The following is a 25,455-nucleotide window of genomic DNA, read 5'->3' as shown; positions in this document are numbered from 1 at the left end:
CTGCCTTGTCGTTAATACTCGTTATTAATACTAAATGGTTGTCAGTTGATGATTAACCCTAATCATACTGACTATGCTGAACTGGTTTTATGCTTTGAGTGGCAATATACATTAAGCGCTTATTCCTGCTACCACTCCCGCATAACTTCTTATAATAACAAATACATAGGCGTAGTGGCGACAGTGTTATCAAGAAAGAGCGTAAGAAAACAAATCCCTCAGTGATTTAGCAAAAAATGCGGTCATTAACCGAACATTCGCCACACTTTTGCGTAATAAATAGAGGCTTAATGAAAGAAATACAGTCATTTTAGGTATCCTGTTATCATACAGCTTGTTGTTATAGACCATATTTTTAGGCAGCATTTTTCAAGCTTATGGTGCTTTAATTCTAATGATACCCATATTCATTTTAGCAAACTTGCACTTTTTGCCCTCTGAGCTTATGTTATTATCACACAGCAAATAAGAAAAACCATATTCATCGCTACTTTTAGCGACTATCTTTTATAACATTTATAATTTGTACGACGTATTTTAATTCTTATATTTCTCATTTAGATAGCGAGCAAGGAAATTTTATGGCAACTAATAATACGGCTCCACGCCACGAAAAATTGATTATTTTAGGTTCAGGTCCTGCCGGTTACGCCGCGGCCGTTTATGCTGCACGTGCCAATTTAAAGCCTGTGATGGTGACTGGTATGGAAGTGGGCGGTCAGCTGACCACCACCACTGAGGTCGATAACTGGCCTGGCGATGCTCATGATTTAACCGGTCCTGCGCTTATGGATCGTATGAAAGCCCATGCCGAGCGCTTTGGTACTGAATTGGTCTATGACCATATCAATGAGGTCAATCTTAATGAGCGCCCTTTTACCCTAATCGGTAATAACGGCAGCTATACTTGTGATGCCCTAATTATCTCAACGGGTGCCTCTGCGCAGTATTTAGGCTTAGAGTCAGAAACCAAATTCCGAGGCCTCGGTGTATCGGCTTGTGCCACCTGTGATGGCTTCTTTTATAAAAACCAGAAAGTCGCCGTCATTGGCGGTGGTAATACTGCTGTTGAAGAAGCATTGTACTTATCCAATATCGCCTCTGAAGTCACTTTGGTCCATCGCCGCGACAGCTTACGCTCTGAAAAAATTCTGCAAGATAAGCTGTTTGAAAAAGCCAAAAACGGTAACGTCAAAATCGAGTGGAATCATAAAGTCAAAGAAGTGGTCGGCGATGATATGGGTGTCAATGGATTGATTATCGAATCGATGATTGATGGTAGCACCAAGCAATTAGACGTGTTTGGCATGTTTGTCGCTATTGGTCATAAGCCAAATACAGATTTATTCAAAGGTCAGTTGGAAATGAAAGACGGCTACCTTATCGTTAATAGCGGTCTAAATGGCAACGCCACCCAAACCAGTATTGAAGGCGTCTTTGCCGCAGGTGATGTCGCCGACCATGTTTATCGTCAAGCCATTACTTCGGCGGGCACTGGCTGTATGTCAGCGCTTGATGCTGAAAAATACTTGGATGCTATTGGTGAAGTTGTTGCTCAAGACCATACGTATGCGTCAACATTGACTGCTGATAAAGAAGCATAAATGAGCAACTTTACTAAAGACGACGGTCACATTGATATTAATATCGATATCAATGCGGCTGACATAACGCCTGAGACCTTCTGTAAACACATCAGAAATCTCGGGCGTTATAATTTCCCAGATCCTACGATGGTTGATCCTGATGGCATCGGTATCGTTGCCGTTGGGGGAGATTTAGCATCTACAACTCTGATTTCTGCTTACGCGCAAGGATTATTCCCGTGGTTTAATGAAGATGAACCTATCGCATGGTGGTGCCCTGAACCGCGCTGTATCGTGCTTCCTGCTGACTATAAACCTAGTAAATCGCTACGTAAACAAGCGAGTCGCAGTCCTTGGCAATTGACCCTGAATCAAGCGTTTGATGATGTTATACATGCTTGTAGTTTACCGCGTAGCGATGCTCTCAATGATGACCTGCCCGAGGGCGAACATACTTGGATTCATAGTGAGATGATTGAAGCCTATACTGAGCTGCATGCCCAAGGCTTTGCGCATAGCATTGAAGTTTGGGATGATCAGCAGCAGTTGATTGGCGGGTTATATGGCCTAAAGATAGGCGGTATTTATTTTGGGGAATCGATGTTTCATGTCGCATCGAATGCGTCAAAGCTCGCCTTTTGGGGCTTGATGCGTTTATGTGCCCAAACCAATGTCGAATTGGTAGACTGTCAGTTGCCAAATGAGCATCTGCTGAGTTTGGGGGCTGAAACCTTACCGCGTGCTGACTTTTTAGCGCAGTTAGATACCCTTATTGGCAGCCGTTCAGTCAAATGGCAAAAGGACTCTCATCAACCTTTAGCCGTATCATTACTCGATAAACCACAGCCGTGGCAATTAAAAATATAACGCAAATTAACAAGGCAAAATAGCTTGGTTAAGAAGTACGCTTATTTAGTACCTTCCAATATCACTTCAAATAAAATTAGCTTTAAGAAAACATACCTTTAAACAGCGCTTCCAATCATCATTTATACAATAAGTAAGTTAGATATTGTACTTACGAGGTTAGCATGGCACCTGATACCGCATTTTTATTGATTGGTACACTGGCAACAAAAGCCAATACCACCAAAGACACGATTCGTCATTACGACCAATTGGGGCTACTAAAATCTCGCAAACGCCAAGCGGGCTCACGACTTTATACCGAGTTTCATCCAGAATGCGTTGAGCGTATCGAGCTGATTAAAAGTGCCCAAGCGATTGGCTTTACTCTGACAGAAATCAAAGATAGCCTTAATGATTATTATGACGGCCAGCTCGATATTGATCTACAGCTAAGCCTTACTCAGCAGAAATTAACCCAAGTTAAAAAGCAACAAGCGACTATTAGCTTAATGATAGAGATGTTGGCTGAACGCATTGAGATTCTTGAGCGCATGCAAACGGATGAAAAGTATCTATCCAATATTGATATCTGCAAAAAGAGAATACCGCCACAAGTATAATTCAACTATCTTCTAAACAACCAACCCCTAATGATAAATTTTCTGCATAATCAAAGCATCAGTGGCTGGCTGATGTGGCACTTGATAATAGCCCTTTCGCGTATGAATCACGGCAAACCTTTGCTGCTCATATAAAGCAATCGCAGGCGCATTATCTGCCCGCACCTCTAACAACAAACTCTCTACCTGATTGTTCTTTAACTCTGCATTTAATTTGGCAAAAATCTGTGAGGCGATACCTTGACGCTGATAATCAGGATGGGTACCGATACGCAGTATTTCTGCTTGCTCAAACAATACTTGATACAAGCAATAACCAATTACCTTGTCAGCTCTCCCCTCAGCCGCATAAACGAGCAGCATGCTAACACTGTCTTGCTCAAGCATCTCAACTAGCGTTTTATAAGTCCATGCATCTTGTGTCTGCACTAGTGACTCAATATTTGCAACTGCTTGAATTATTTTTTGCAGCTCTGATGCTTTATTTGGTAGTTTTTCGATAATAAACACAGCGTTTCCTTTTATTGTTCTTATTCACGTGCAGTTAGACCCGATCGCATCTATTTTATCTTAAATATTTATCATCATTATTATTTAACTACCTGCTTTTAAAATAAAGCGCAAAAAAAAGCCACCCTTTATCAGGATGGCTTTTTCTTAGAGCTTAACACTGTCAGATTGCTCTGATAGTATTAATGCATCAATGCTTAGCTAAGTACGTTAGCAACAACACCAGCACCTACGGTACGGCCGCCTTCACGAATAGCGAAGCGAAGACCTTTGTCCATAGCGATTGGGTGGATAAGCTCTACGCCCATCTCAACGTTATCACCAGGCATAACCATTTCAGTACCTTCTTGTAATTGGATTGCGCCAGTTACGTCAGTGGTACGGAAGTAGAACTGTGGACGATAGCCGTTTAGGAACGGAGTGTGACGACCACCCTCTTCTTTTGACAATACGTATACTTCTGCGTCAAACTTGGTGTGAGGAGTGATAGAACCTGGCTTAGCTAGTACTTGGCCACGTTGTACGTCTTCACGTTTAGTACCACGTAGTAGTACGCCACAGTTTTCGCCTGCACGACCTTCGTCAAGCAGTTTACGGAACATCTCTACACCGGTACAGGTGGTTTTTTGAGTGTCACGGATACCGACGATTTCGATTTCGTCACCAACTTTAACGATACCAGATTCAACACGGCCAGTTACAACAGTACCACGACCTGAGATTGAGAATACGTCTTCGATTGGCATTAGGAATGCTTTGTCGATGTCACGCTCTGGCTCTGGGATGTAGGTGTCAAGAACGTTTAGTAGTTCTACGACAGCTGGTTGGCCGTATTTTTCTTGTGAGCCTTTTAGGGCTTCAGTAGCAGAACCTTTGATGATTGGGGTGTCGTCGCCTGGGAAGTCATAGTCGTTCAATAATTCACGAACTTCCATTTCTACTAGCTCAAGCAGTTCTTCGTCATCAACCGCATCACATTTGTTCATGAATACGACGATGTACGGTACGCCAACCTGACGTGAAAGCAGGATGTGCTCACGCGTTTGTGGCATAGGGCCGTCAGTTGCTGATACAACTAGGATGGCGCCGTCCATTTGGGCTGCACCGGTGATCATGTTTTTAACATAATCGGCGTGACCTGGGCAATCGACGTGAGCATAATGACGTGATGGGGTGTCATATTCTACGTGTGAGGTGTTGATGGTGATGCCACGTGCTTTTTCTTCTGGTGCTGAGTCAATAGACGCGTAGTCTTTGGCTTCGCCACCAGAGGTGATTGCTGCTACGGTTGCGATAGCGGCGGTTAGGGTTGTTTTACCGTGGTCAACGTGTCCGATGGTACCGACGTTGACGTGTGGCTTGCTGCGTTCAAACTTGGCCTTTGCCATGGGTATTTCCTCTTTTTTTGATGAATCTTTAACAATCAAAGATCGGTAAATAGCTGTTTGACGGCTCATGATGCATAAAAACCATCAAACCGTTGACGCTATGGTTTTACTACTAAAGCTTATTTATTAACAAGGATTGATAGCGGTAATGTTGATAGCGGTAATAATGCCTACAACTTTATATAGAGACATTATACTTGCTTTTCAATCTCTTGCACATTGCCGCGTATTATAACGCACATTGGCAAGCTACTTTATTTTCAAACTTCTTATTAATAACTGAGTTTATTAATAAACTGACAGCACTAAAAGGCAACACCTCAGTGTCACCCTTAAATCATTATCTGCCACACTCTATTTATAATTTTCAATATTCTATAATTTCGATAAAACACTTGAATAATAAATGGAGCTCATATTGAGAATTGAACTCAAGACCTCTCCCTTACCAAGGGAGTGCTCTACCGCTGAGCTATATGAGCGTATTCTAGCCAACCACTGGGTTGCACTAAAAAAAATATCACGATACAGCAATAATAACTGACTGTCGTGATGATTGATAGTTGCTGCGATGGTGCATATATGGAGCGGGTGGCGGGAATCGAACCCGCGTCATTAGCTTGGAAGGCTAAGGTGTTACCATTATACCACACCCGCATTTACTCTTATGCTGTTTGACTCTGATAGCGAGTCGTTAAAGATAGAGAGTATGCTTGGCGCTAGGACAAACTTTGAAAAAAATATGGTGGTGGGAGAAGGATTCGAACCTTCGAAGCTTTCGCGACAGATTTACAGTCTGTTGGGTTTGACCGCTCCCCAATCCCACCTAGATTGCTTGATATAAAATCACTTTAATTTAAAGCAAATTTATAAAAAGCGACTTTGAAAGAGATGGTGCCGACTGCCGGGATCGAACTGGCGACCTACTGATTACAAGTCAGTTGCTCTACCAACTGAGCTAAGTCGGCTTGTTCTCTCAAAGTGGTGGCTATTCTATCAAATATTTTGACAGACGCAAGCTATTTTTTGGTTTTTTTAGTATTATTTTCATAAGAACCGTCAAACGCTTGATTACGTTACTGTTTTTTCTAGCATTAAATCGCACTTTTTATCGTAATTAATATTATCAGCCAAGCAGCAAGCTAACTAGCTTACCGCTATCTTCTCTACTACCGATTATTTTTACTACCTAAATCAATAATAAAACCTTTTAATTAACTTTATATTTTATGACTTCTAACAAATGATTCATAAAGTTAATCTATAAACGGACAATTTATGCAGCAAATTGGCAAACTGCCAGTGATAATTTAATAACCTTTAAAAGTTACAAGTTATATAAATATTATCAGCTGGTAGATGCCTTTTTTAAGGAATTTTATAAACGATTGGTGGCGCTAAAGCAATTATACGACGCCCATATTAAATAACCATAATGCTAGGCCAATAATTAAAACTGCCACAAATACCCATATAAACCAACTGCCGCTGGGCTTTTTCTCGATCTGTCCAGCATTAGCAGGGTTATCAATGGCTTGATCCATGGCATTATTGCCAGTGGTGCCAAGGTCGCGAGGTTGACCCAAATTGGCAGTACCTGAAAACTGCCCAGTAGCAGCTTGCTTGGCACGTAACACATCAGGGTCTGCTTCTTCTTGTAGGGCCGTTTTGGTGGTTTTGTCATGCTTTGCAGCGTCTGCTGCTTCTGATGCTTCTGATGCTTGACGAGCTGCAGGCTGTGTTGGTTCTGGTTCCTGTACAATAGAGGCGCTCGTTGGAGCTGGTGCTTCTTTAGGCGTCACTACTGTGTGCTCAGTTGACTCAGTGATAACAGGATTCGCTTCAGTCAATGTCGCTGACAAGACTTCATTAATTCCTGTTTCTTTAACGACTGGCTCGTCTAATGTATTTGCAGTTTGCACAACTGCTGCGCTAGGGGTAGCTTGTAGATTGTCCTCAATAGGCAATATCTCTTCGATAACATTTTTTTTAACGACCGGCTCCGCTTCAACAATAGGCGCTATTTCAGTATCAGGACTCAACATCAAAGTTGGTTTATCTGCAACTACTTCCTCATTATCCATAGCAGCCACTGGCGCGCTTACCTGAAAGCTAAAGCTTGCAAAACCTAGCGTATCATTGGTAGCAATATTTGTAGATTTATTGGCCTCAATACGCTGGTCGTTGATAAAGGTACCGTTTGATGATTCTAAGTCCTTAACGTACAACTGACCGTTTAATACGCTCAGCACCGCATGATTGCGTGATACCTGCTTGCTACCGAGCACCACATCATTATCGCTACCGCGTCCCACAGACAGGCTATCACTGACTGTCAATGTCAGAGCACCCAAGGCTTCGGTTAAGGCATCAAGCTGCCATGCTGCACCATTTGTGGCTACTGGTGTATTGGCATTTTCTGTATGGTTCGTCATGCTATCACTCCTTATTTTTATTAAATATTCAATGGCTGTCTTTACTTAATCAGTTTCTTTAAATTACCATTTTTAAAATGATAAGTTCAATATTAGCTAAAATTTATTGTTTGCATTATTTAGGTATAAAGCGCGGTTTTATAATACCGCCAAGTTTCTCGTAAGGAATGCTCAGCACGGGCATACCATATGCGTACGGACTAATAGAGTAATGCTGATAACGAATATCGACTCCTTTATCGGTCAACGTTACGTTATCACTTAAAGTAAACGGCCAGTTCTTCTCATAATTTTTGACGTCGTTATCGACCGTTTTCACCCACTTTTTATAAGCATCATAAGCTAAGGCTTTAAAGCGAGGTTTTTTATTGGGCTGCAGCATATCTGCTAATTGGATTTTTTTTTTGCTCTGCTGGTCAAATATAAGATATTCACTATATGGCATGCCGTGAGCGCCACCCGTAAAGACATAGGAGTTTATCTCAAACATCTCGAAATCATTCACATGACCCAAATATTCGGGCGTCACCATTAAGTTATAGACAAAAATGCTGTCTTGCGGCAGATCAGAAAATTGCGAGTTAACAAAACCGTCGATAGCAGCCTTAACTTCTGCTGGGCTACTTTTCTTAGTGATGGGCGCGGATTCAGTTGGTTTACTATTAACGACCAAATGATTGATACGCGCATTGGTCAGCGTATTTATCCAACCATGATTGGTATTAAGGTACTTAACCTGAATCTCTGGACAATTATCACGCGACGCGCATTTTTCTTCTATTTTTTTGGGCAGCTCATACTCTAAATATTCAGTGTGACTAATGAGGTTCCCAGCATGCGCTGATAGGCTTAATGCGCCAAGCAGCAACCCACCACCTAACGAGGTTATTAGTCTCAGCCAATCGCCGTGTAGGACAGAATTTTGAGGCAATCTTGACTTATTAGCATGAGGTTGGAGTGCAGCTTTCATAGAGCCTCTTTAATATACAGATAAGGTATCTTGATATTCTACCGTAACCATTCTGTAGTATTGTAGGTACACTGTTTGTGTTTTTAAGTACTTAATGCTGATACTAAAGCTGATATTTAGTTGCAACTGAAATCTCTTATAATAAAAAAGACACGATAGCGTGTCTTTTAAAAGTAAGCAGGAAGATTAAAAAACTGATTTTAATGCTCGCGTGTATTACTAAAGGTCACTTCTGGATAGCGGTCTTGCATCAACTGCAAATTCACCCGTGATGGTGCTAAATAGGTCAAATAGCCGCCGCCATCTATCGATAATTGGTCATGTGCTTTTTTCTTAAACTTCGCCAATGCCACTTCATCATCGCAATGAATCCAGCGTACAGTCGCAATCGATACTGGCTCAAAGATGCATTGCACTTTGTACTCTTCTTTTAGACGATGCGCGACCACTTCAAACTGTAGGACACCCACCGCGCCCAAGATTAAATCGTTATTAATCTGCGGCATAAAGACCTGCGTTGCGCCCTCTTCACTTAACTGCTGCAAACCTTTTTGTAGCGCTTTCGATTTTAGTGGATCTTTTAGAATGACACGGCGGAACAGTTCAGGAGCAAAATGCGGAATACCCGTAAAATTCAGCTCCTCGCCTTCGGTAAAGCTATCACCGATAGAAATCGTCCCGTGGTTGTGCAAACCAATAATATCACCCGGATAGGCTTCTTCTAGCGTTTCACGGTCACCGGCAAGGAAAGTCAAAGCATCTGCAATACGTACGTCTTTACCCAAGCGCACATGTTTCATCTTCATGCCTTTTTCGTACTTGCCTGAGCACACCCGTAAGAAAGCAATACGGTCACGGTGACGCGGGTCCATATTGGCCTGAATCTTAAACACAAAGCCGCTAAATTCGGTTTCGGTTGCTGCCACTTCGCGCTCATTGGTCGGGTGCGATTTTGGCGGCGGCGCATATTTAATGAGGGTATCTAGCACCATATTGACACCAAAGTTACCCAGCGCCGTACCGAATAATACTGGCGTCATCTCGCCCGCTAAGAAGGCGTCAACACTAAACTCTTCAAGCGCCATTTGTACCAGCTCAAGCGACTCTTCAAAAGAATCAAACATCAGCTTGCCCAAACGCTCACGAATATCAGGATAATCATAGCCTTCGCGCGTCTCAGCGACCGTCATGTCACCGCCGTGACCTTTTTCATATAGATAAGTTTTGTTTTCGGTTAAATGATAGACGCCAACGAAATCTTGCCCCATACCGATAGGCCAAGTGACCGGAATACATTTAATCTTTAATACCGCTTCGATTTCACTGAGTAGCTCAAGCGGCTCACGAATTTGGCGGTCAAGTTTATTGACAAATGAGATGATGGGCGTATCGCGCATCCGGCAAACTTCCATCAATTTGATGGTACGTTCTTCGACACCTTTTGCGCCATCGACCATCATCAGCGCACTGTCTACAGCGGTCAGAGTACGATAGGTATCTTCACTAAAGTCGGCGTGACCCGGTGTATCTAGCAGATTAACCATATGTTCTTTATAAGGGAACTGCATAACCGAGGTGGTGATAGAAATACCACGCTCTTGTTCCATACTCATCCAATCAGACGTCGCATGGCGGTCGGTTTTGCGCCCTTTAACTTCACCAACTACTTGAATCGCTTGCCCCCATAACAGAAGCTTTTCGGTCATGGTGGTCTTACCCGCATCGGGATGCGAGATAATGGCGAAGGTGCGGCGCTTGGCGACTTCTTTGCTTAATTTCTTTGGATCTACGCTCATAATTTCGGCTTCAACGGTTGTGTGATTTAGAAATCAATCTAAATAAATAGGATAAATAATGGACGTATTGTAGCGGATTTAGCGTCTGGTTGCAGAATTAGCGCATAAAAAAACACTCTCTGAAAGCTAAGTAGAGAGTGTTGATATTTTTAAATTTTAAAAACTTTTAAGCTTTAGGCGCTCTTACCTTTAATAATAGCGCTTGATTTCTCGTTCTAAAAAGTCAGCCGCGACATCATTGACTATCGTGCAATCGACCACACCGCGAAAGCTGTTGGTATTTGGATTACTGCTACCTTTGGCCACATAAACGGCTTCATAAATATCTTTACTATATTCCACACCATTATACTGATAAGCCGGTTGGCTTTTATATTCAAAAAACATCACTTGCGCCGCTTTTTGCTTGTTATTTATGCCGACGCCAAAGTTTGAGGTACTATAATCTCTATCATCATTAAAACGCGCTTCGGCTGCTTCAACCCACTTATCAAGCGCGGTATATCCGGTTTTGTCTTTTTCATTAAACGCTAAAAAAGCGCGCTCGCTGGTGACGACTGGAATATAACAAACTGAGCCTGCTGGAAATTCTAGGGTGGCTGGAATGTTAGGATAATTATTTAAGCCAGTAATGATGCCGCGACTACTATTTACCGTATTACCTGCGCTATAACTGTCCGCTTTTAAACCTGATAAATCCAAGGTTTTATAAGTGGTTTCATAATTAAACTTGTTATTAGTATTTTTTTCATAAACTGGGCGTTTCACGGTGCGACCATTAACTTCGATATTTTTATGTTCCAGTCGTCCTTCGAATTTATCCGCCAATACTGTTTTATCCAAGGTATTCAAACTCTGATTGCTATAACTATTGACAAGGTTTCTGCTCTGAATCTCATACTTGCCAGTACGGTAGGTTTCATCGATACGTGCAATCGCAGTCGCGCTAGCTTGGCTGTCATAGCTATTAGCAAAGCTCGTCAGCGTTATATTATTACTACCGCCTGAGCCAAAGAATACGTCCTCTTCTTCGCAGCCGACGAGCGCAAGAGCCATTAAACAGACCATACTCGGTATCACAATTCGTTTATTCAGCCAGCCATTCATTAAACGGTATCCTTATTAGGTGTCCTTATGATTAAGTGCCCTTATGGTTAGGCTTCTTTATCACCCATCCTGAAGATTTTAGTCTAAGACTATTTATTATTAGTTTACATTAATACAGTCGTTATTTATACACTAAAGTCCTGTTGCTGTCGCTACCATAGCCACTTATCAAGCAGGTTTATCAAGTTACCATATACAAACTTGCGGTATACGTTTAGCGCTGTCCATTATGCTAATCTAATGGTTTGCTATGTGAGAGTGCTTTTCTATGGCAGGTTGCATAGTAAAAAACTGCATAGTGAATAACGTAAATTGATTATAAAAACCAACAACAAAGGATATGTTATGAAAACATTGTATTCTACTCAAGCAACCGTTACTGGCGGTCGTACTGGTAAAGCAAGCCTGCAAGATAGTGATTTGACGATTAATATGGTCGCACCGGGTTCTGGTAAAGACGGTAATAATCCAGAGCAATTATTTGCCATGGGTTATGCGGCTTGCTTTGATGGCGCGCTTGCGGCAGTTAAAGGCGAAGAAAAAGCAAAGTTTGACTCGACTACTGAAGTATCAGTAGATTTAATGAAAGGCGAAGGTCTAGACTTTAAATTGGCAGTGAAGATTCATGTTACTGGTGAAAATACAGAACTGTCAGCCGATGAATTTCAAAAGCTGGTCGAAAAAGCCAATAAAGTTTGCCCATACTCGAAAGCCACACACGGTAATATCGATAGTGAAGTAACCTCAGAAGTAAAATAAGTCATAAAAATATTAGTTAGTAAAAAGAAGACTAATCAAAGAACTCAGCTGGTCTGGGTTCTTTTTTATTGCCTATGCATTGGCTGTGATTTACGTTAGTACGCATAGTAACTGTTTACTATTTTCACCATCTATTTATTAGTTCGCCATCTATTCGGCAAGAAGGTATTTTATCGTTATAATGAAGGTATCTTTTTATCCAATGTTTTACTAAATATCTGTTTTTAGCCAATACTTGCTGCTCAATATTTGATAAGTGACTTTCTATGACCGACAACGATCACAACTCGCACTCGCCTATTAATCCCAATACGCTACCAAACTTTGCGACCATGCCAAATGTAGCGACCATGGATACCAGCCATGTCAACAAAGAGCAGCCACCTTTTATCTTGGTCGACGGCTCTTATTATTTGTTTCGCACTTATCATGCCTTGCCAAAAACCATGCAGAACTCGCAAGGGCTAGTGACCAACGCCATACGCGGTACATTGAATGCGCTATTAAAGCTGATGCGCCGCTATCACCCAACCCATATGGCGGTTTGTTTTGATACCAAATCACCGACTTTTCGTCATGCGATGTCGGAAGACTATAAAGCCAATCGTCCAAAAATGGATGTCGAGCTTGCCGAACAAATTCCTTATATCCACAGTTTAGTTGCTGCCCTAGGAATCCCGTTATTACGTATTGAAGGCGCGGAAGCCGATGATATTATTGGCACCCTCGCCCATCGTGCAGTTGCCGAAGGTCATCACGTGGTTATCTCGACCGGTGATAAAGACATGATGCAGCTGATTAATGATTGCGTCATATTAGAGGACAGCTTCACGGGGAAAATCACCGATAGCGCAGGCGTGGTGGAAAAATTTGGCATCAATCCTGAGCAAATGATTGATTTTCTAACATTAATGGGCGACTCCTCTGATGGCATCAAAGGCGTGCCCGGCATTGGTAAAAAAACCGCCAAAGACTTGCTTAATGAATATGGCAATATCGACAATATGCTTAAAAATGTCGCCGACATCAAAGGACGCGCTGGCAAAAATCTGGTCGAATATGTCGAAGACATTCCTTTTAATGCGCAGCTAGCGACTATCGTTACCGACTTAGAAATCGGTCAAGACTGGCAAGATTTGAAAATCAATACCGACCCGTGTGCCCATATCGATGAGCTACGCGCGCTCTATACTGAGCTTGAATTTAGAAACGAGCTGGCATCACTTGACCATCCCAATCATCCAGCTAATGGGAACGGCGCGCAAAGTGTTGCCGACAGTCAGGCGGATGCCGAATCACAAGCACAAATCGCCAAATCTCTACAATCAAGCAGCATCGATAATATCAAAGACAGTAAAAGTCATGATAAAGCGTGGCATACGATTTTAGATGAGCCTGCTTTTAATAGCTTGGTAAAACTATTAGAAGACGCACCACACTTTGTCATCGATACCGAAACCACCAGCGTTTATTGGCGTCAGGCTGATTTGGTCGGGCTATCTTTTGCTGTAAAAGCCCATGAGGCTTATTATGTGCCGCTGACTCATAGTTTAGAAGGCGATGAACTGATTACCAAGCAGCTTGACCGCGATACAGTTTTGACACGCTTAAAACCTATCTTAGAAAATCCAAAAATCGGTAAAATCGGTCAACATTTAAAATATGATGCCCATATTCTTAGCCTTTACGATATCGATCTGTTGGGCAATATTCATGAAAACCCTAATAACTGGGCGATGGACACTATGCTTGCCAGCTATGTGATTAACGCGGCAGCTACTCGCCAAGGTATGGATGATTTGGCACGCCATTATTTGCAAACCCAAACTATCAGCTTTGAGGATGTCGCTGGTAAAGGCGCGAAACAAGTTAGCTTTGATCAAGTGGCTATTGATATTGCTAGCGACTATGCTTGTGAAGATGCCGATATTACGTATCAGCTGTTTGATGTCTTTAGCGAAAAACTGGCTAATGACGAAAACAATTCTAAGCTGCTACACGAGTTAGAGATTCCAACGGCTGAGATACTCTGTCAAATGGAAGCAAATGGCATTTTAATCAAGCGCCCGTTTTTAAATGAGCTATCCAAACGTTTTGATGAAGAGATTATCGCACTTGAAAAACGCGCTTATGAAGTCGCTGGCGAAGAATTTAATCTTGGCTCACCAAAGCAGCTCGGCGAGATGCTGTTTGAGAAACTAGGCGTTCCGGGCGGTAAAAAAACCAAGTCAGGTCAATACTCGACTGGCGAAGCAGTATTGTCAAAAATTGACCATCCGTTGGTTGAAATTGTTCTTGAATATCGCGGCTTATCGAAGCTTAAAAGCACTTATACCGATGCGCTGGATAATGTAGCAGATGCGGATACCGACCGTGTGCATACCAGCTACCATCAAGCCTTGACCAGCACCGGACGCTTATCTTCAACCGATCCTAACTTGCAGAATATTCCGATTCGTACTGCGACTGGTCGACTGATTCGCCAAGCCTTTATCGCCCCAGAAGGTCGCGTTATTTTAGCCGCGGATTATTCACAAATTGAATTGCGTCTGATGGCGCATTTCTCAGGCGATGAAAACTTAACTCGCGCCTTTAACGAAGGCTTAGATATTCACACGGCAACGGCTGCTGAAGTATTAGGCAAAGCCGTTGAAGAGGTCAGCGCCACTGAGCGCCGCAACGCTAAAGCCATTAACTTCGGTCTGCTCTATGGTATGAGTGCCTTTGGTCTGGCGAAGCAGCTACAGATGAGCCGCGGCGAGGCGCAAGATTATATCGATATGTACTTTGAGCGTTATCCAAGCGTCAAAGACTACATGATTAATACGCGTGCCAGTGCTTATGAAAAAGGTTATGTCGAGACGATATTGGGTCGTAAGCTTTATACGCCTGATATCAATCATAGTAATCGCATGGTCAAGCAAGGCGCTGAACGCGCAGCGATTAACGCCCCACTCCAAGGTTCAGCCGCTGATTTGATCAAACTTGCGATGATAGCGGTCGATAAAGTATTGCCAAAAGAGCAAGCAAAAATGCTGCTACAAGTCCATGATGAATTGGTGTTTGAGGTTGATGCTGATAAAGTTTCTGATATTCGCCAACTGATTACCGACGCTATGCAAGATGTCCTGACCACAACGGCTGTTGCAAAAGGTTGGAGTGTTGACTTTGCGGTACCGTTATTGGTTGAAACCGATATTGGTAGCAATTGGGACGAAGCGCATTAATGATTAAAATATAGACTTTACTCTACGAATTTTTTGACAGAAAAGGCTGGGCATTTTGCCAAGCCTTTTTGTTGTTTTAAATTTACTGAATAATGACCGTATCTCAGCAGCACGCTAGATTAAATAGGCGTATTTCATATTCAGCTAACTGTATCAATAATAATCTCAGCATCGCATAATCCATCCATCTTCACTTGGCGAAAAAATTGAAACGCTCTATGACCAATCCATTTAAGCTTAATAACATTGCCTGTTATCTTATCCTTAGTCTAAGCCCATACACGCCAGCAATGGCTAACAATGCTCCTACTACGTCATCAGAGTCAGAGTCATTAAAAAATATAGAAGCTTTAGAAAACACAGAGAATAAGAAAAATATAGCAGCTGCCGCGCCGCTTGATAGTAATAAGTCAGATATTAATGACAAAAGCCTTAACCAATTTGGTTATCAAGCTACGGTTAAAACCAATGAGCAAACTGCTAACCAAAATGATGGTCAATCTATCCATCAAGATAATGAACAATACGCTCAAGCATCCAATACAGAATGGGGCTGGGCAGACGAAAAGCACCAAGAGGCTCAAGAGCAATTGAATGAATGGGCTGATGAAATGGATGGCTGGTTCGGTCAACCTGACCCAAAAAAGCCTGCCACCGCCAGTCTACGAGTAGTGTTAGATACGCGCTGGGCTAATGATCCGCAATCAGGTAGTGATGTTAGCATTGAACCAAGAATTCGTGGGCGCTTACGCCTGCCTATGTTAGAGAAACGTTTAAGCTTGATTATCGGTGATGAAGATTTGGATGAAGACGCCTTCTTGAAGCAAAGCGCTACAGGAAGGACTTATAAGACCAACCCAGACAAGCTCGTTAACACCAGAAAAACAAGAGAAGAAAATGCCTCCATTGCCCTGCGTTGGTCACGCTTTAGTGATGAGATCGAAAATAAACTCGGAGTAAAAACTGATGTCGATGTTGGTATTCGTTCTCTCGATGATGTTTATGTCAAACTCAGTATGGATAAAAACTGGTATGAGAGCGATAAATTGACGGTGAGCAACGACAATTTCTATCGCTATGGTCTCGATAGTGAACACTATGCTCGAGGCGGCATTACTTTGAAATACGGCAGCGATGCCAACCGCTTTATCAATAATCGCACCACCATCAGCTATCGCAATCAAGATGATGAAGAAAGTACCGATTGGGCCAATGACCTCAGACAAGTACACTATTTAGGTAATGAGAAGCAGCTGGCATACGGTATCTCTAGCAGTGGTTATTTTGATGAGGATAAGTCGTCTTTAAACAGCTATGGCCCTGCTATCACCTACCGTCAACCTATTTGGCGAGAGTGGTTATATGTGCAAACAGAGCTAAATTATTATAATGATAAAACTGAGAATAAAGACCATTACCTCGCTGCTCTACTGCGCATGGAAGCTTTTTTTTAGTGCTTATTTTTAATACTTAACAGTGCTCATAAATAGCTCATAAATAACTCCTAAATAAATGGTTATTAGTGATGATTAACGCGTTAAACAGTATCCCATATAAGCATTTAACTGATTAAACTTACTTTATTTATACTTGCGGCTGACCAGTTAGTATGAATTCATAACGATATTAGGCCAAATCTGGCGTTATAATAGCGACCAATCAACGTTAATGATTAAACGATTTTCGGTTTAAAGTGAGCCTTCGCGCTCACTTTTTCATTTGTAAAAACCAGGAGTATTTATTTTGACTTCAGATGGCGTAATCGAACTACCAGGTATCATTATATTATTCGCCTGCATATTCCGCTGTGCTCAATATATGATACAAAGCCAGCTCAAACTAGGTCAATATTTCTGGTTGGCATCCGTATTAGTATTTTTTGCTGTGATACGTCGTGAGTTAAATTACGTGCCTGAGCTCTTCATTCCCAGTGGTTTTTCATTTTTGAACCATTCTTATGATTGGTGGGAAGACGCTGTACTATTAACGGTCTATCTGCTGATTGTGGGCTTGTTGGCCTATAGCTGGCGTTATCTATGGACAGTATTAAAAAAGGTGCCAGTGTCACTATATATCGCTGTGGTTGCACTGGCATTGTTAGAGTATATGGGTGAAAACGCCATTTTCATCCCTGAAAATATGGGTGAAATCGTAGAAGAAATTGCAGAAACCAGTGTTTATGCAATCGCTTTAATTTACTTGTGGCGTTTTAAGCTTATTGATTTTGAAAGTCATGTTTCATATCAGCTACAGCCTCATGAACCCTGTAAAGCCAGCTAGAAAGATTCTTAATTAACTTTAATCAGTTAGAAAACGCTTCGATGAAGCTAAAAACCTATACACGGCTGCCTACCTAACTAATACTGCTGGCAGCCGTTTTTTTACTTTCTATCCTTACATTTTTTGCACATCCTGTGACACCTTACTACTATTAGTTGCGATTATAACGCGGCAAACTTGCATGTATCATTTTGATAATTAGTAACGATCATTTTCATAGCATTTATAACTATAATGAGGACATATCCATGGACAATGCAAAAACCCCACTACCAGAAGAGATGGATCATATCGAAGGCGATAGCAACATTGATGATAACGAAGACGGCAGCCAAGAGATTGATTTAAATAATCCTATGCTGCATATCTTTGATAATGACGATGTGATCGATAATAGCGCAGGATTTCATAATTCTGAAGTTGGTACGGATGCAACTCAAGGACTAACGCCGATACATCGCCAAAATATCGATGAATCTCGAATTGATGAAGTGTTGGTCGAAGACAATTTAGACGATAAAGATTATCCTAGTATCGTTGATATTGCTGATAGAGATGCGGCAAAGATTTCTAATGATGAAAATTTTTAGAAATTATATATTTGCAAAATAGAAAATAATTCAGAAAAAAATACCGAACATTATGTCCGGTATTTTTTTGACTTAAGAAGATAATTAAGCCCAACCATCCAACGTCCCAGCCCACCCTTTTACTAATGGCGCACTCATGGCTTCTAACAAATCTATGTGCGCCTCATCGGCATTCAGCGCTGGAATATAGTGGTATTCTTGCCCGCCAGCATGAAGAAAGTTCTCACGGTTCTCAATCGCCAATTCTTCTAACGTTTCTAAGCAATCCGCTGAGAACGCTGGACTGAGAATTTGTACTGATTTTACACCTGACTTTGCCCACTCATCGAGTATGACGTCGGTATAAGGCTTAACCCATTCCTGCTTACCAAAGCGTGACTGGAAGCTGATAATCCATTCATCAGGTCCTAATCCCAGTTCCTGTGCCACTTGCGCGGCGGTACATTTACAACGTCTAGGATAAGGATCGCCTTTATCCATATACGGCTGCGGAATACCGTGGAAGCTAAACATCAGTTTTTCAGGTTTGCCATGTACCGCTTGAAAGCGACGAATACTATCCGCTAATGCTTTGATATATAAAGGATGGGCGAAGTAGTCTTTAACTATCGTGATATTAGGCAAGTTACGCTGCTTAAGCGACCACTTGGTAATCGCATCGTACACTGCGCCAGTTGAGGTCGCTGAATACTGCGGAAATACGGGTAACATCACAAAGTGGTCAACACCTTCGCTACGCAGTTTGTCCATCACATCAGGCAAACCCGGATTACCATAGCTCATTGCAGAATGAACAGAAACGCGAAATGGCGCAGCCTGCTCAGCCAAACGTGTATCTAACATCACTACTTGTTGGTTCAGGATATTGCGCATTGGCGAGTCGCCATCCCAAATACTGGCATAGGCTGCGGCTACCCGCTTCGGGCGACTCGGCAATACAAACAAATTAAGGATAATCGCCCATAATAATTTAGGAATCTCAATCACTCGCGTGTCTGATAAAAACTGACGCAAATAGCGACGTACTGCAGGCGCAGTAGGTTCATCAGGCGTACCTAGATTGATTAATAAGACGGCAATACGTGGCGGCAATTCAGGTTTCATAATGGCATTATCTATTATTGGGATACGTTATGGTTGGATTCTAAGTCTTAACAAGCAAAAAATGCGTCAATTAATGTAAAAGAGAGTACTGCGCTAAAATAGTAAAGACTAAAATTATTAAGCAGCTAATTTAGCAATAGTACTATTAAGCCTTAATTAACCACGCTTGGCAATTATCAAAATATACTAAGCAGATGACAGTCAATCAAATACCAAATTATGGCTAAATACAAAGGCATATATTTGTCATCAGTGTAGCATTTTAACCATCAAAAACGCAGGGTAAAACGCTTGAGCTTTGGTATTGCTATACCGTTAATGCGCTAGCTATTTACACTTTACTTGAAAGACTGCGTATCAAGGTTGTACTCCTACGTGCATCGCCCTACAATAGACCAGCTTATAACAACAAACTAGTTAGACTAATGACTACCGCCATCCTATGTTCGTTTTATTTATAACCATTTTTTTATCCATAACTGTTGTTTTGTGAGGTAGCTTTGAGCGCACGTTCTGATAGTACCAGTGAGCATTCCACCAACCATTTCGCTAATACGACCGATATCGTCGGCTCGGTAGGTTCAGTTGGCATCGTCACGCCGCAGACTTTTCATTTCGCTGAGCCGTTGACCTTGGAGTGCAATCGCACCCTGCCCTCATTCGATTTAATCTTTGAAACTTATGGCACGCTCAATAGCGACAAATCAAACGCCATCCTGATTTGCCACGCCTTATCAGGTAGCCATCATGCGGCAGGTTTTCATAGTGACGACGATAAGAAAGCGGGCTGGTGGGATAATATGATTGGCACTAATAAAGCCATCGATACCAACCAATTTTTTGTCGTTTGTGTGAATAACATCGGCAGCTGTTTTGGTTCTACGGGTCCAACGACCGTCAATCCAGAGAGTATAAGCAATGAGGGTGAACCGCAGGTTTATGGCCCTGACTTTCCACTTGTTACCATCAAAGATTGGGTCAAAACCCAAGCCATGCTCTCAGACCGTTTAGGTATAGATGTTTGGCATGCCATTGTCGGTGGCTCTATGGGCGGTATGCAAGCGATGCAATGGTCGGTTGACTATCCAGATAGACTCAAACGCTGCGTGGTCATTGCCAGTACGCCCAAGCTCTCGGCACAAAATATCGCCTTTAATGAGGTGGCGCGGCAGTCCATATTGTCTGATCCTGATTTTAAAGACGGACGGTATTTGCAAGCAGGTACTTATCCTCGGCGCGGGCTTATTTTGGCGCGGATGGTTGGGCACATTACTTATTTGACCGATGATGCAATGAAGGCCAAATTTGGCCGTGATTTAAAATCTGGCAAGTTTATGTATGGCTACGATGTCGAATTCCAAGTTGAGAGTTACCTGCGCTATCAAGGCGAACGCTTTAGCGAAAACTTCGATGCCAATACCTATCTGCTCATGACCAAAGCCTTAGATTATTTTGACCCGACGCGTGACTATCCATCAGCAGCAGATTTATCAACAAAATCATCAGAAGCGTTAGAAAACTCTCTCGCAGAATCAGTAAAAGCCGATTCTACCGAGAATGAGCTTGAGAAAACTTTAAACAATAGCACGGATATTGAGCATATTAATATAGCCAATGCAAAAGAGCTGAGCGCGCTGAAAGCCGCCTTTGCTCATACGCAGTGTCAGTATTTAGTGGTGTCATTTACTACTGACTGGCGCTTTGCTCCCGAGCGCTCACAAGAAATTGTCGATGCGCTGATGGCGACCGGCAAACCGGTCAGCTACATCAATGTCGATGCCCCGCACGGTCATGATTCGTTTTTGTTTGATATTCCACGTTATATGGGGGCTGTTAAAGGCTTTTTGACCGCACCATTTATTGCTAATCGCTTAAAAGCCAAGGGAGCACGCTCATGAGAATGGACCATCAATTGGCTGAGCGTTGGATTGCGCCGCACTCACATGTGCTGGATTTAGGCTGCGGTAATGGCGAGCTGCTGGCACATTTACAGCAGAATCGAGGCGTAACTGGCTATGGACTTGAGATTGACGAAGATAAAATTAATGAAGCCATTACTAAAGGCTTATCTATCGTCGAGCAAGACCTCAATGATGGCTTAAGTCGTTTTGCAGATAATAGCTTCGATACCGTCGTTATGGCGCGAGCACTGCAAGCGGTAAAAGCACCTGATGTATTGCTGCTTGATATGCTACGCGTTGCCCGCGAAGCCGTCATCACCTTTCCCAACTTTGCGCACTGGCAAAACCGCCTACATTTGGGCTTAAAAGGTCTGATGCCGGTGTCAGAAGCGCTGCCTTATGAGTGGTATAACACCCCAAACATCCATTTGTGTACCTTTAAGGATTTCGAAAAACTTTGCGCGCAGCATGATATTCATATCATCAACCGCTTTGCGGTCAGTGATTCTGAAAAAGGTCATAGCCCACTGATGACAGCATTAATCAGACAAGCGCCCAACCTGCTAGCAGACGTCGCTATTTATCGGGTCAGTAAACAAAAACCTGATTAACAGCAGGGTTTATGCCCTTGTTATTAACGACAATTTAACTCAATAGGTAATAATTTTAACCTTAATAGAATGTTAATTTATCCTTACGCTAAAGTAACCCTATGATTTTATTGAGGACAATGGGGTATAGGTAAGCATTAAATCGTGTAATTAGTATTTGAGTTTCGTAAGTTTGGGTGTTAAGCTAGCAAAATAGTGTCAGTCGCACCCCGATTATGACCGTTTATCGGCTCGGTTAGCGCAACTGTCACACGACCATTATTAATTATATTGCTAATGATTAGGTAAGTTGGTACTGCAAGAATTCACCTAATTGTTATCGCCGTCTAACTGTCTTTAGCGAGACAATTTCTAGCGGTGCAACTTTTCTTTTGCTTATTAACTGCCTAATTTTGGAGCTGCTATGAAATTATTAAAAGCTGCGTTGTTCACTGCCCTGTTCTCTTGTGCGGGCCTTGCCAACGCTGAGTTAATATCAAACGTGCCACTTGACACTTCACGTTTTGAGCTAATGCCTATCAGTGAGCTGTCTGCCAGCGCTGCCCAAGGTAACAATCACGCCCAGTTTTACTTAGCTAAGCGTTTGCAAAAAGGCGAAGGTATAGCTAAAAACACCCAACAAGCTGTCCAGTGGTATACCAAAGCAGCTCAGCAAGGCGTTGCCCCTGCTCAGTTAAATCTTGCCATCATGTACTTGCGCGGTGAAGGTGTGCAACCAAACCTACAGCAAGCACGCGGTTGGTTAGAAAAAGCGGCAATGCGCGGTGATAACCGTGCCAGCTATACGCTTGCTCTGCTAGACGAAAAGCAAAAAAATCTAGTCGATGCTTATAAATGGTACGACTTGGCTGCCCGTGACGGCATGCTTGATGAAAAAGTCCGTAACAAAGCACGCGGCAAAATCGGTCAATTGGCATTGAACTTATCAAGCTCGGACATCGCTAGTGCTCGTAGCAAAGCCGATACTTGGTTTCAAAGTAAGTAACTTTAAACAATAAACTAAACTTCGATTTTACGCATTGAATATAAAAAAAGCTCAGTATCGTACTGGGCTTTTTTGTTTTCCGTTTTTATTATCTCTCATATCTCTGTGATAATTTAGAACGATAAACCTTCCAAAAATTTCTTAAAATTTGCTACACTACGCGCGCATTAGCCAATTCCACAATTACACTAGTGTTATGGGCTTTATCAATTTTTTAACCGTTAATTTCAAAAAACACCCTAAACCCAATGCACTAGGTTTGCGACCTAGCCAGCAGGAGAAAACATGAGTACCTCACAAATTACTGACATCAAAGCACCAAACCATGCCACCGAATACGATAGTGTCACCAATAATATTGTCGTTGCCGCACTCTATAAGTTCACGCGTTTTGCTGATTTTGAGCAATATCGCGAGCCAATTTTAAACAATATGGTTGAAAATGACGTCAAAGGCACTTTATTAATCGCGAGCGAAGGCATTAATGGCACGATTTCTGGTAGTCGCCAAGGTATCGATAATGTCTTAGACTACCTGCGTCGTATCGAAGCGATTGGCAGCTTTACCTTTAAAGAATCTTATACCGATGCGCAGCCTTTTTATCGCACTAAGGTCAAGCTAAAAAAAGAAATCGTCACGATGGGCGTAGAGAATATCGACCCATTACAATCGGTTGGTCGCTACGTCAAGCCAAGCGAATGGAATGCGCTTATCTCAGACCCTGAAGTTATTTTGATTGATACTCGTAATGATTACGAAGTTCAAATCGGCACCTTCCAAAATGCGGTTAATCCAAATACCGAAACCTTCCGCGAGTTTCCAGAATACGTGGCAAAAGAGCTAGATCCTGCTAAACATAAAAAAGTCGCCATGTTCTGTACCGGCGGAATTCGCTGTGAGAAATCGACAGCATTTATGCGCGAGCAAGGCTTTGAAGAGGTCTATCATTTAGAAGGTGGCATTTTAAAATACTTAGAAGAAATCCCAGCCAGTGACTCTATGTGGCAAGGCGATTGCTTCGTTTTTGACAACCGCGTTTCAGTCAATCACAACTTAGAGAAAGGCAACTATGAGCAATGCTTTGCTTGCCGCATGCCGATTACTCATGAAGAAATGCAAAGCGCCGCCTATATCAAAGGCGAGTCTTGTCCGCACTGTATCGATAAAGCGACTGAAGAACAAAAAGCCCGTTTCCGTGAGCGTGAGCATCAAATGCAGCTAGCAAAAAAACGTGGCGAAGTGCATATCGGTAGCGATGTGATTGATGTGATTGAAAAGCGTAAAGCGGCGAAAGTTGAAGCACGTCGTCAAGCGGAAGCTGCGAATAAAGCCAAAGCTTAATAAGTTAAGCGTTAAACTTTTAAATTATTAGCCATAAAAAAGAGATGCTCTATTAATAGAGCATCTCTTTTTTTATACCAGTCGTAAAATTAAATGATAGTGCTTAATTTTAGAACAAGATACGCACGCGAATCGTTTCTTCAACGTCTTTTAGCTGATCTAGCGCAGCGGTTGAATCGTTATAATCCACATCCATCACCAGATAACCAACATCACCTTCCGTCATTAAGCTTTGCGCTAAAATATTGATATGCGCTTCGGCAAACAGACGGTTAATCTGTGACAATACGCCTGGGACGTTTCTATGGATATGCAGCAGACGATGCGAGCCTTCTTTAAACGGCACAGAAACTTCTGGGAAGTTTACGGCAGTTGCAGTATCACCTTGGTCAGAGTAACGAACAAATTTATCGGCAACTTCAAGACCGATATTCGCTTGCGCTTCTTGGGTTGAACCACCGATATGCGGCGTTAAGATAACGTTGTCAAATTTACGTAGTGGTGACTCAAACTCTTCATCAGCAGATTTTGGCTCTTTCGGGAACACGTCAATCGCTGCGCCCAATACTTTACCTGACTCAAGCACTGCTGCCAAATCATCAATCTCAACACAAGTACCGCGTGCCGCATTAATAAAGTAGCTGCCGTCTTTCATATGGGCAAACTGCTCAGCTTTCATCATATAGCGCGTGCTTGGCACATCAGGCACATGCAAGGTGACGATATCAGCGGTTGATAATAGCTCTTCTAAGCTACTTACTTGCACGGCGTTACCAAGTGGTAATTTAGTCACGACATCATGATAGATGACTTTCATACCGAAGCTTTCAGCCAATACCGACAATTGAGAGCCGATAGAGCCATAACCGACGATACCGATAGTCTTGCCACGTACTTCATGTGAGTTGGTCGCAGATTTGCCCCAACCGCCGCGGTGTACAGTGGCATTTTTTTCAGGGATACCGCGATATAGCATAATGGCTTCGGCTAGTACCAGCTCAGCGACCGAACGGGTATTCGAATATGGCGCGTTAAAGACAGGAATACCCAAATCACGAGCGGCGTCCAAGTCTACTTGGTTGGTACCGATACAAAAGCAGCCAATACCGATAAGCTTGTGAGCGTGCTCAAGCACTTCACGTGTCAATTGCGTACGCGAACGGATACCGATAAAGTGAGCGTCTTTAATCTTTTCGATCAGCTCATCTTGATCTAAGGCGTGACTGATATTCTCGATATTATGATAACCGGCCCCTTCCAATACTTTTAACGCATTGTCATGTAGACCTTCAAGCAATAAAAACCGGATTTTATCTTTTTGTAGTGATAACGCCATGTGAGAACTGTCCTATAATTGTCTTATAAAAATCATCAGTGGGATAAGTCTGATGGATGA

Annotated in this window: 20 protein-coding genes and 4 tRNA genes; 12 read left to right on the top strand and 12 right to left on the bottom strand. The window is 42.4% G+C overall.

Translation table 11 applies throughout. The features are described 5' to 3' along the window. Window positions 1–581 precede the first annotated feature (581 nt). The 3 genes from trxB (at window position 582) to AC2FA3_RS05070 (ending at window position 3,055) form a co-directional block, all read left to right on the top strand. On the top strand, window positions 582–1,604 hold the full coding sequence (trxB, locus tag AC2FA3_RS05080; RefSeq protein WP_490508610.1) for a thioredoxin-disulfide reductase: 1,023 nt from the start codon (window positions 582–584) through the stop codon (window positions 1,602–1,604). Next, window positions 1,605–2,453, top strand: a complete 849-nt coding sequence (gene aat / locus AC2FA3_RS05075) for a leucyl/phenylalanyl-tRNA--protein transferase (protein WP_490508609.1) — start codon at window positions 1,605–1,607, stop codon at window positions 2,451–2,453. It abuts the gene before it with no gap. A 164-nt stretch (window positions 2,454–2,617) separates the two neighbouring features. Further along, entirely contained in the window at window positions 2,618–3,055 is a 438-nt protein-coding gene (locus tag AC2FA3_RS05070) for a MerR family transcriptional regulator (RefSeq protein WP_490508608.1), read from the top strand. A 27-nt stretch (window positions 3,056–3,082) separates the two neighbouring features. Here AC2FA3_RS05070 and rimI read toward each other — a convergent pair whose 3' ends face one another. The 10 genes from rimI to AC2FA3_RS05020 form a co-directional block, all read right to left on the bottom strand. After that, window positions 3,083–3,565 carry a ribosomal protein S18-alanine N-acetyltransferase gene (gene rimI, locus AC2FA3_RS05065; protein ID WP_490508607.1) on the bottom strand — a complete coding sequence of 161 codons (483 nt, stop codon included), beginning with the start codon at window positions 3,563–3,565 and terminating at the stop codon, window positions 3,083–3,085. Window positions 3,566–3,762: 197 nt separating this feature from the next. Beyond that, window positions 3,763–4,953: an elongation factor Tu gene (gene tuf, locus AC2FA3_RS05060; protein WP_201547280.1), complete on the bottom strand. Its 1,191-nt coding sequence runs from the start codon at window positions 4,951–4,953 to the stop codon at window positions 3,763–3,765. 407 nt (window positions 4,954–5,360) lie between these two features. Further along, window positions 5,361–5,435 (bottom strand) — tRNA-Thr (locus tag AC2FA3_RS05055). Window positions 5,436–5,536: 101 nt separating this feature from the next. Then, window positions 5,537–5,610 (bottom strand) — tRNA-Gly (locus AC2FA3_RS05050). A gap of 86 nt (window positions 5,611–5,696) precedes the next feature. After that, window positions 5,697–5,780, bottom strand: a tRNA-Tyr gene (locus AC2FA3_RS05045). 65 nt (window positions 5,781–5,845) lie between these two features. Then, window positions 5,846–5,921: transfer RNA gene (locus tag AC2FA3_RS05040), tRNA-Thr, on the bottom strand. Between the two features lie 438 nt (window positions 5,922–6,359). Beyond that, window positions 6,360–7,388, bottom strand: a complete 1,029-nt coding sequence (locus AC2FA3_RS05035; RefSeq protein WP_490508606.1) for an FHA domain-containing protein — start codon at window positions 7,386–7,388, stop codon at window positions 6,360–6,362. A 115-nt stretch (window positions 7,389–7,503) separates the two neighbouring features. After that, complete coding sequence (locus AC2FA3_RS05030; protein ID WP_490508605.1) at window positions 7,504–8,358, bottom strand: RsiV family protein; 855 nt, start codon at window positions 8,356–8,358, stop codon at window positions 7,504–7,506. A gap of 200 nt (window positions 8,359–8,558) precedes the next feature. After that, on the bottom strand, window positions 8,559–10,154 hold the full coding sequence (locus AC2FA3_RS05025) for a peptide chain release factor 3 (RefSeq protein ID WP_490508604.1): 1,596 nt from the start codon (window positions 10,152–10,154) through the stop codon (window positions 8,559–8,561). Window positions 10,155–10,343: 189 nt separating this feature from the next. Continuing rightward, window positions 10,344–11,261, bottom strand: a complete 918-nt coding sequence (locus AC2FA3_RS05020; protein WP_490508602.1) for a hypothetical protein — start codon at window positions 11,259–11,261, stop codon at window positions 10,344–10,346. A gap of 345 nt (window positions 11,262–11,606) precedes the next feature. On the opposite strand from AC2FA3_RS05020, the gene AC2FA3_RS05015 reads away from it, so the two are divergent. From AC2FA3_RS05015 to AC2FA3_RS04995, 5 genes are all read left to right on the top strand, one after another. Then, window positions 11,607–12,020: an organic hydroperoxide resistance protein gene (locus AC2FA3_RS05015; protein ID WP_201610384.1), complete on the top strand. Its 414-nt coding sequence runs from the start codon at window positions 11,607–11,609 to the stop codon at window positions 12,018–12,020. 266 nt (window positions 12,021–12,286) lie between these two features. Next, on the top strand, window positions 12,287–15,247 hold the full coding sequence (gene polA, locus AC2FA3_RS05010; RefSeq protein ID WP_490508601.1) for a DNA polymerase I: 2,961 nt from the start codon (window positions 12,287–12,289) through the stop codon (window positions 15,245–15,247). A 218-nt stretch (window positions 15,248–15,465) separates the two neighbouring features. Next, on the top strand, window positions 15,466–16,701 hold the full coding sequence (locus tag AC2FA3_RS05005; protein WP_490508600.1) for a hypothetical protein: 1,236 nt from the start codon (window positions 15,466–15,468) through the stop codon (window positions 16,699–16,701). A 289-nt stretch (window positions 16,702–16,990) separates the two neighbouring features. Beyond that, on the top strand, window positions 16,991–17,527 hold the full coding sequence (locus AC2FA3_RS05000; protein ID WP_490508599.1) for a hypothetical protein: 537 nt from the start codon (window positions 16,991–16,993) through the stop codon (window positions 17,525–17,527). Window positions 17,528–17,775: 248 nt separating this feature from the next. Beyond that, window positions 17,776–18,117, top strand: a complete 342-nt coding sequence (locus AC2FA3_RS04995) for a hypothetical protein (protein ID WP_490508598.1) — start codon at window positions 17,776–17,778, stop codon at window positions 18,115–18,117. An 84-nt stretch (window positions 18,118–18,201) separates the two neighbouring features. On the opposite strand, the gene hemH is transcribed toward AC2FA3_RS04995, so the two are convergent. Next, window positions 18,202–19,221 carry a ferrochelatase gene (gene hemH / locus AC2FA3_RS04990; protein WP_490508597.1) on the bottom strand — a complete coding sequence of 340 codons (1,020 nt, stop codon included), beginning with the start codon at window positions 19,219–19,221 and terminating at the stop codon, window positions 18,202–18,204. A gap of 500 nt (window positions 19,222–19,721) precedes the next feature. On the opposite strand from hemH, the gene metX reads away from it, so the two are divergent. The 4 genes from metX to trhO all read left to right on the top strand — a co-directional run bounded on the left by metX (window position 19,722) and on the right by trhO (window position 24,059). After that, a complete protein-coding gene (gene metX, locus AC2FA3_RS04985) occupies window positions 19,722–21,119 on the top strand; it encodes a homoserine O-acetyltransferase MetX (protein ID WP_490508596.1) in 1,398 nt (465 codons plus the stop codon). After that, window positions 21,116–21,733, top strand: coding sequence for a methionine biosynthesis protein MetW (gene metW, locus AC2FA3_RS04980; RefSeq protein WP_201546276.1), 618 nt, complete (start codon window positions 21,116–21,118; stop codon window positions 21,731–21,733). Before metX ends, metW begins: the two co-directional genes overlap by 4 nt. A 403-nt stretch (window positions 21,734–22,136) precedes the next feature. Continuing rightward, window positions 22,137–22,718: a tetratricopeptide repeat protein gene (locus tag AC2FA3_RS04975; RefSeq protein ID WP_201610370.1), complete on the top strand. Its 582-nt coding sequence runs from the start codon at window positions 22,137–22,139 to the stop codon at window positions 22,716–22,718. Between the two features lie 285 nt (window positions 22,719–23,003). Further along, window positions 23,004–24,059: an oxygen-dependent tRNA uridine(34) hydroxylase TrhO gene (gene trhO, locus AC2FA3_RS04970; RefSeq protein WP_490508595.1), complete on the top strand. Its 1,056-nt coding sequence runs from the start codon at window positions 23,004–23,006 to the stop codon at window positions 24,057–24,059. A gap of 109 nt (window positions 24,060–24,168) precedes the next feature. Here trhO and serA read toward each other — a convergent pair whose 3' ends face one another. Next, window positions 24,169–25,395: a phosphoglycerate dehydrogenase gene (gene serA / locus AC2FA3_RS04965; RefSeq protein WP_201610354.1), complete on the bottom strand. Its 1,227-nt coding sequence runs from the start codon at window positions 25,393–25,395 to the stop codon at window positions 24,169–24,171. Window positions 25,396–25,455: the final 60 nt, after the last annotated feature.

The organism is Janibacter sp. CoH_79_TC_3, from assembly GCF_058197955.1.
The sequence above is the reverse complement of the archived record's forward strand: the minus strand, read 5'-3'. Positions and strand labels throughout refer to the sequence as shown.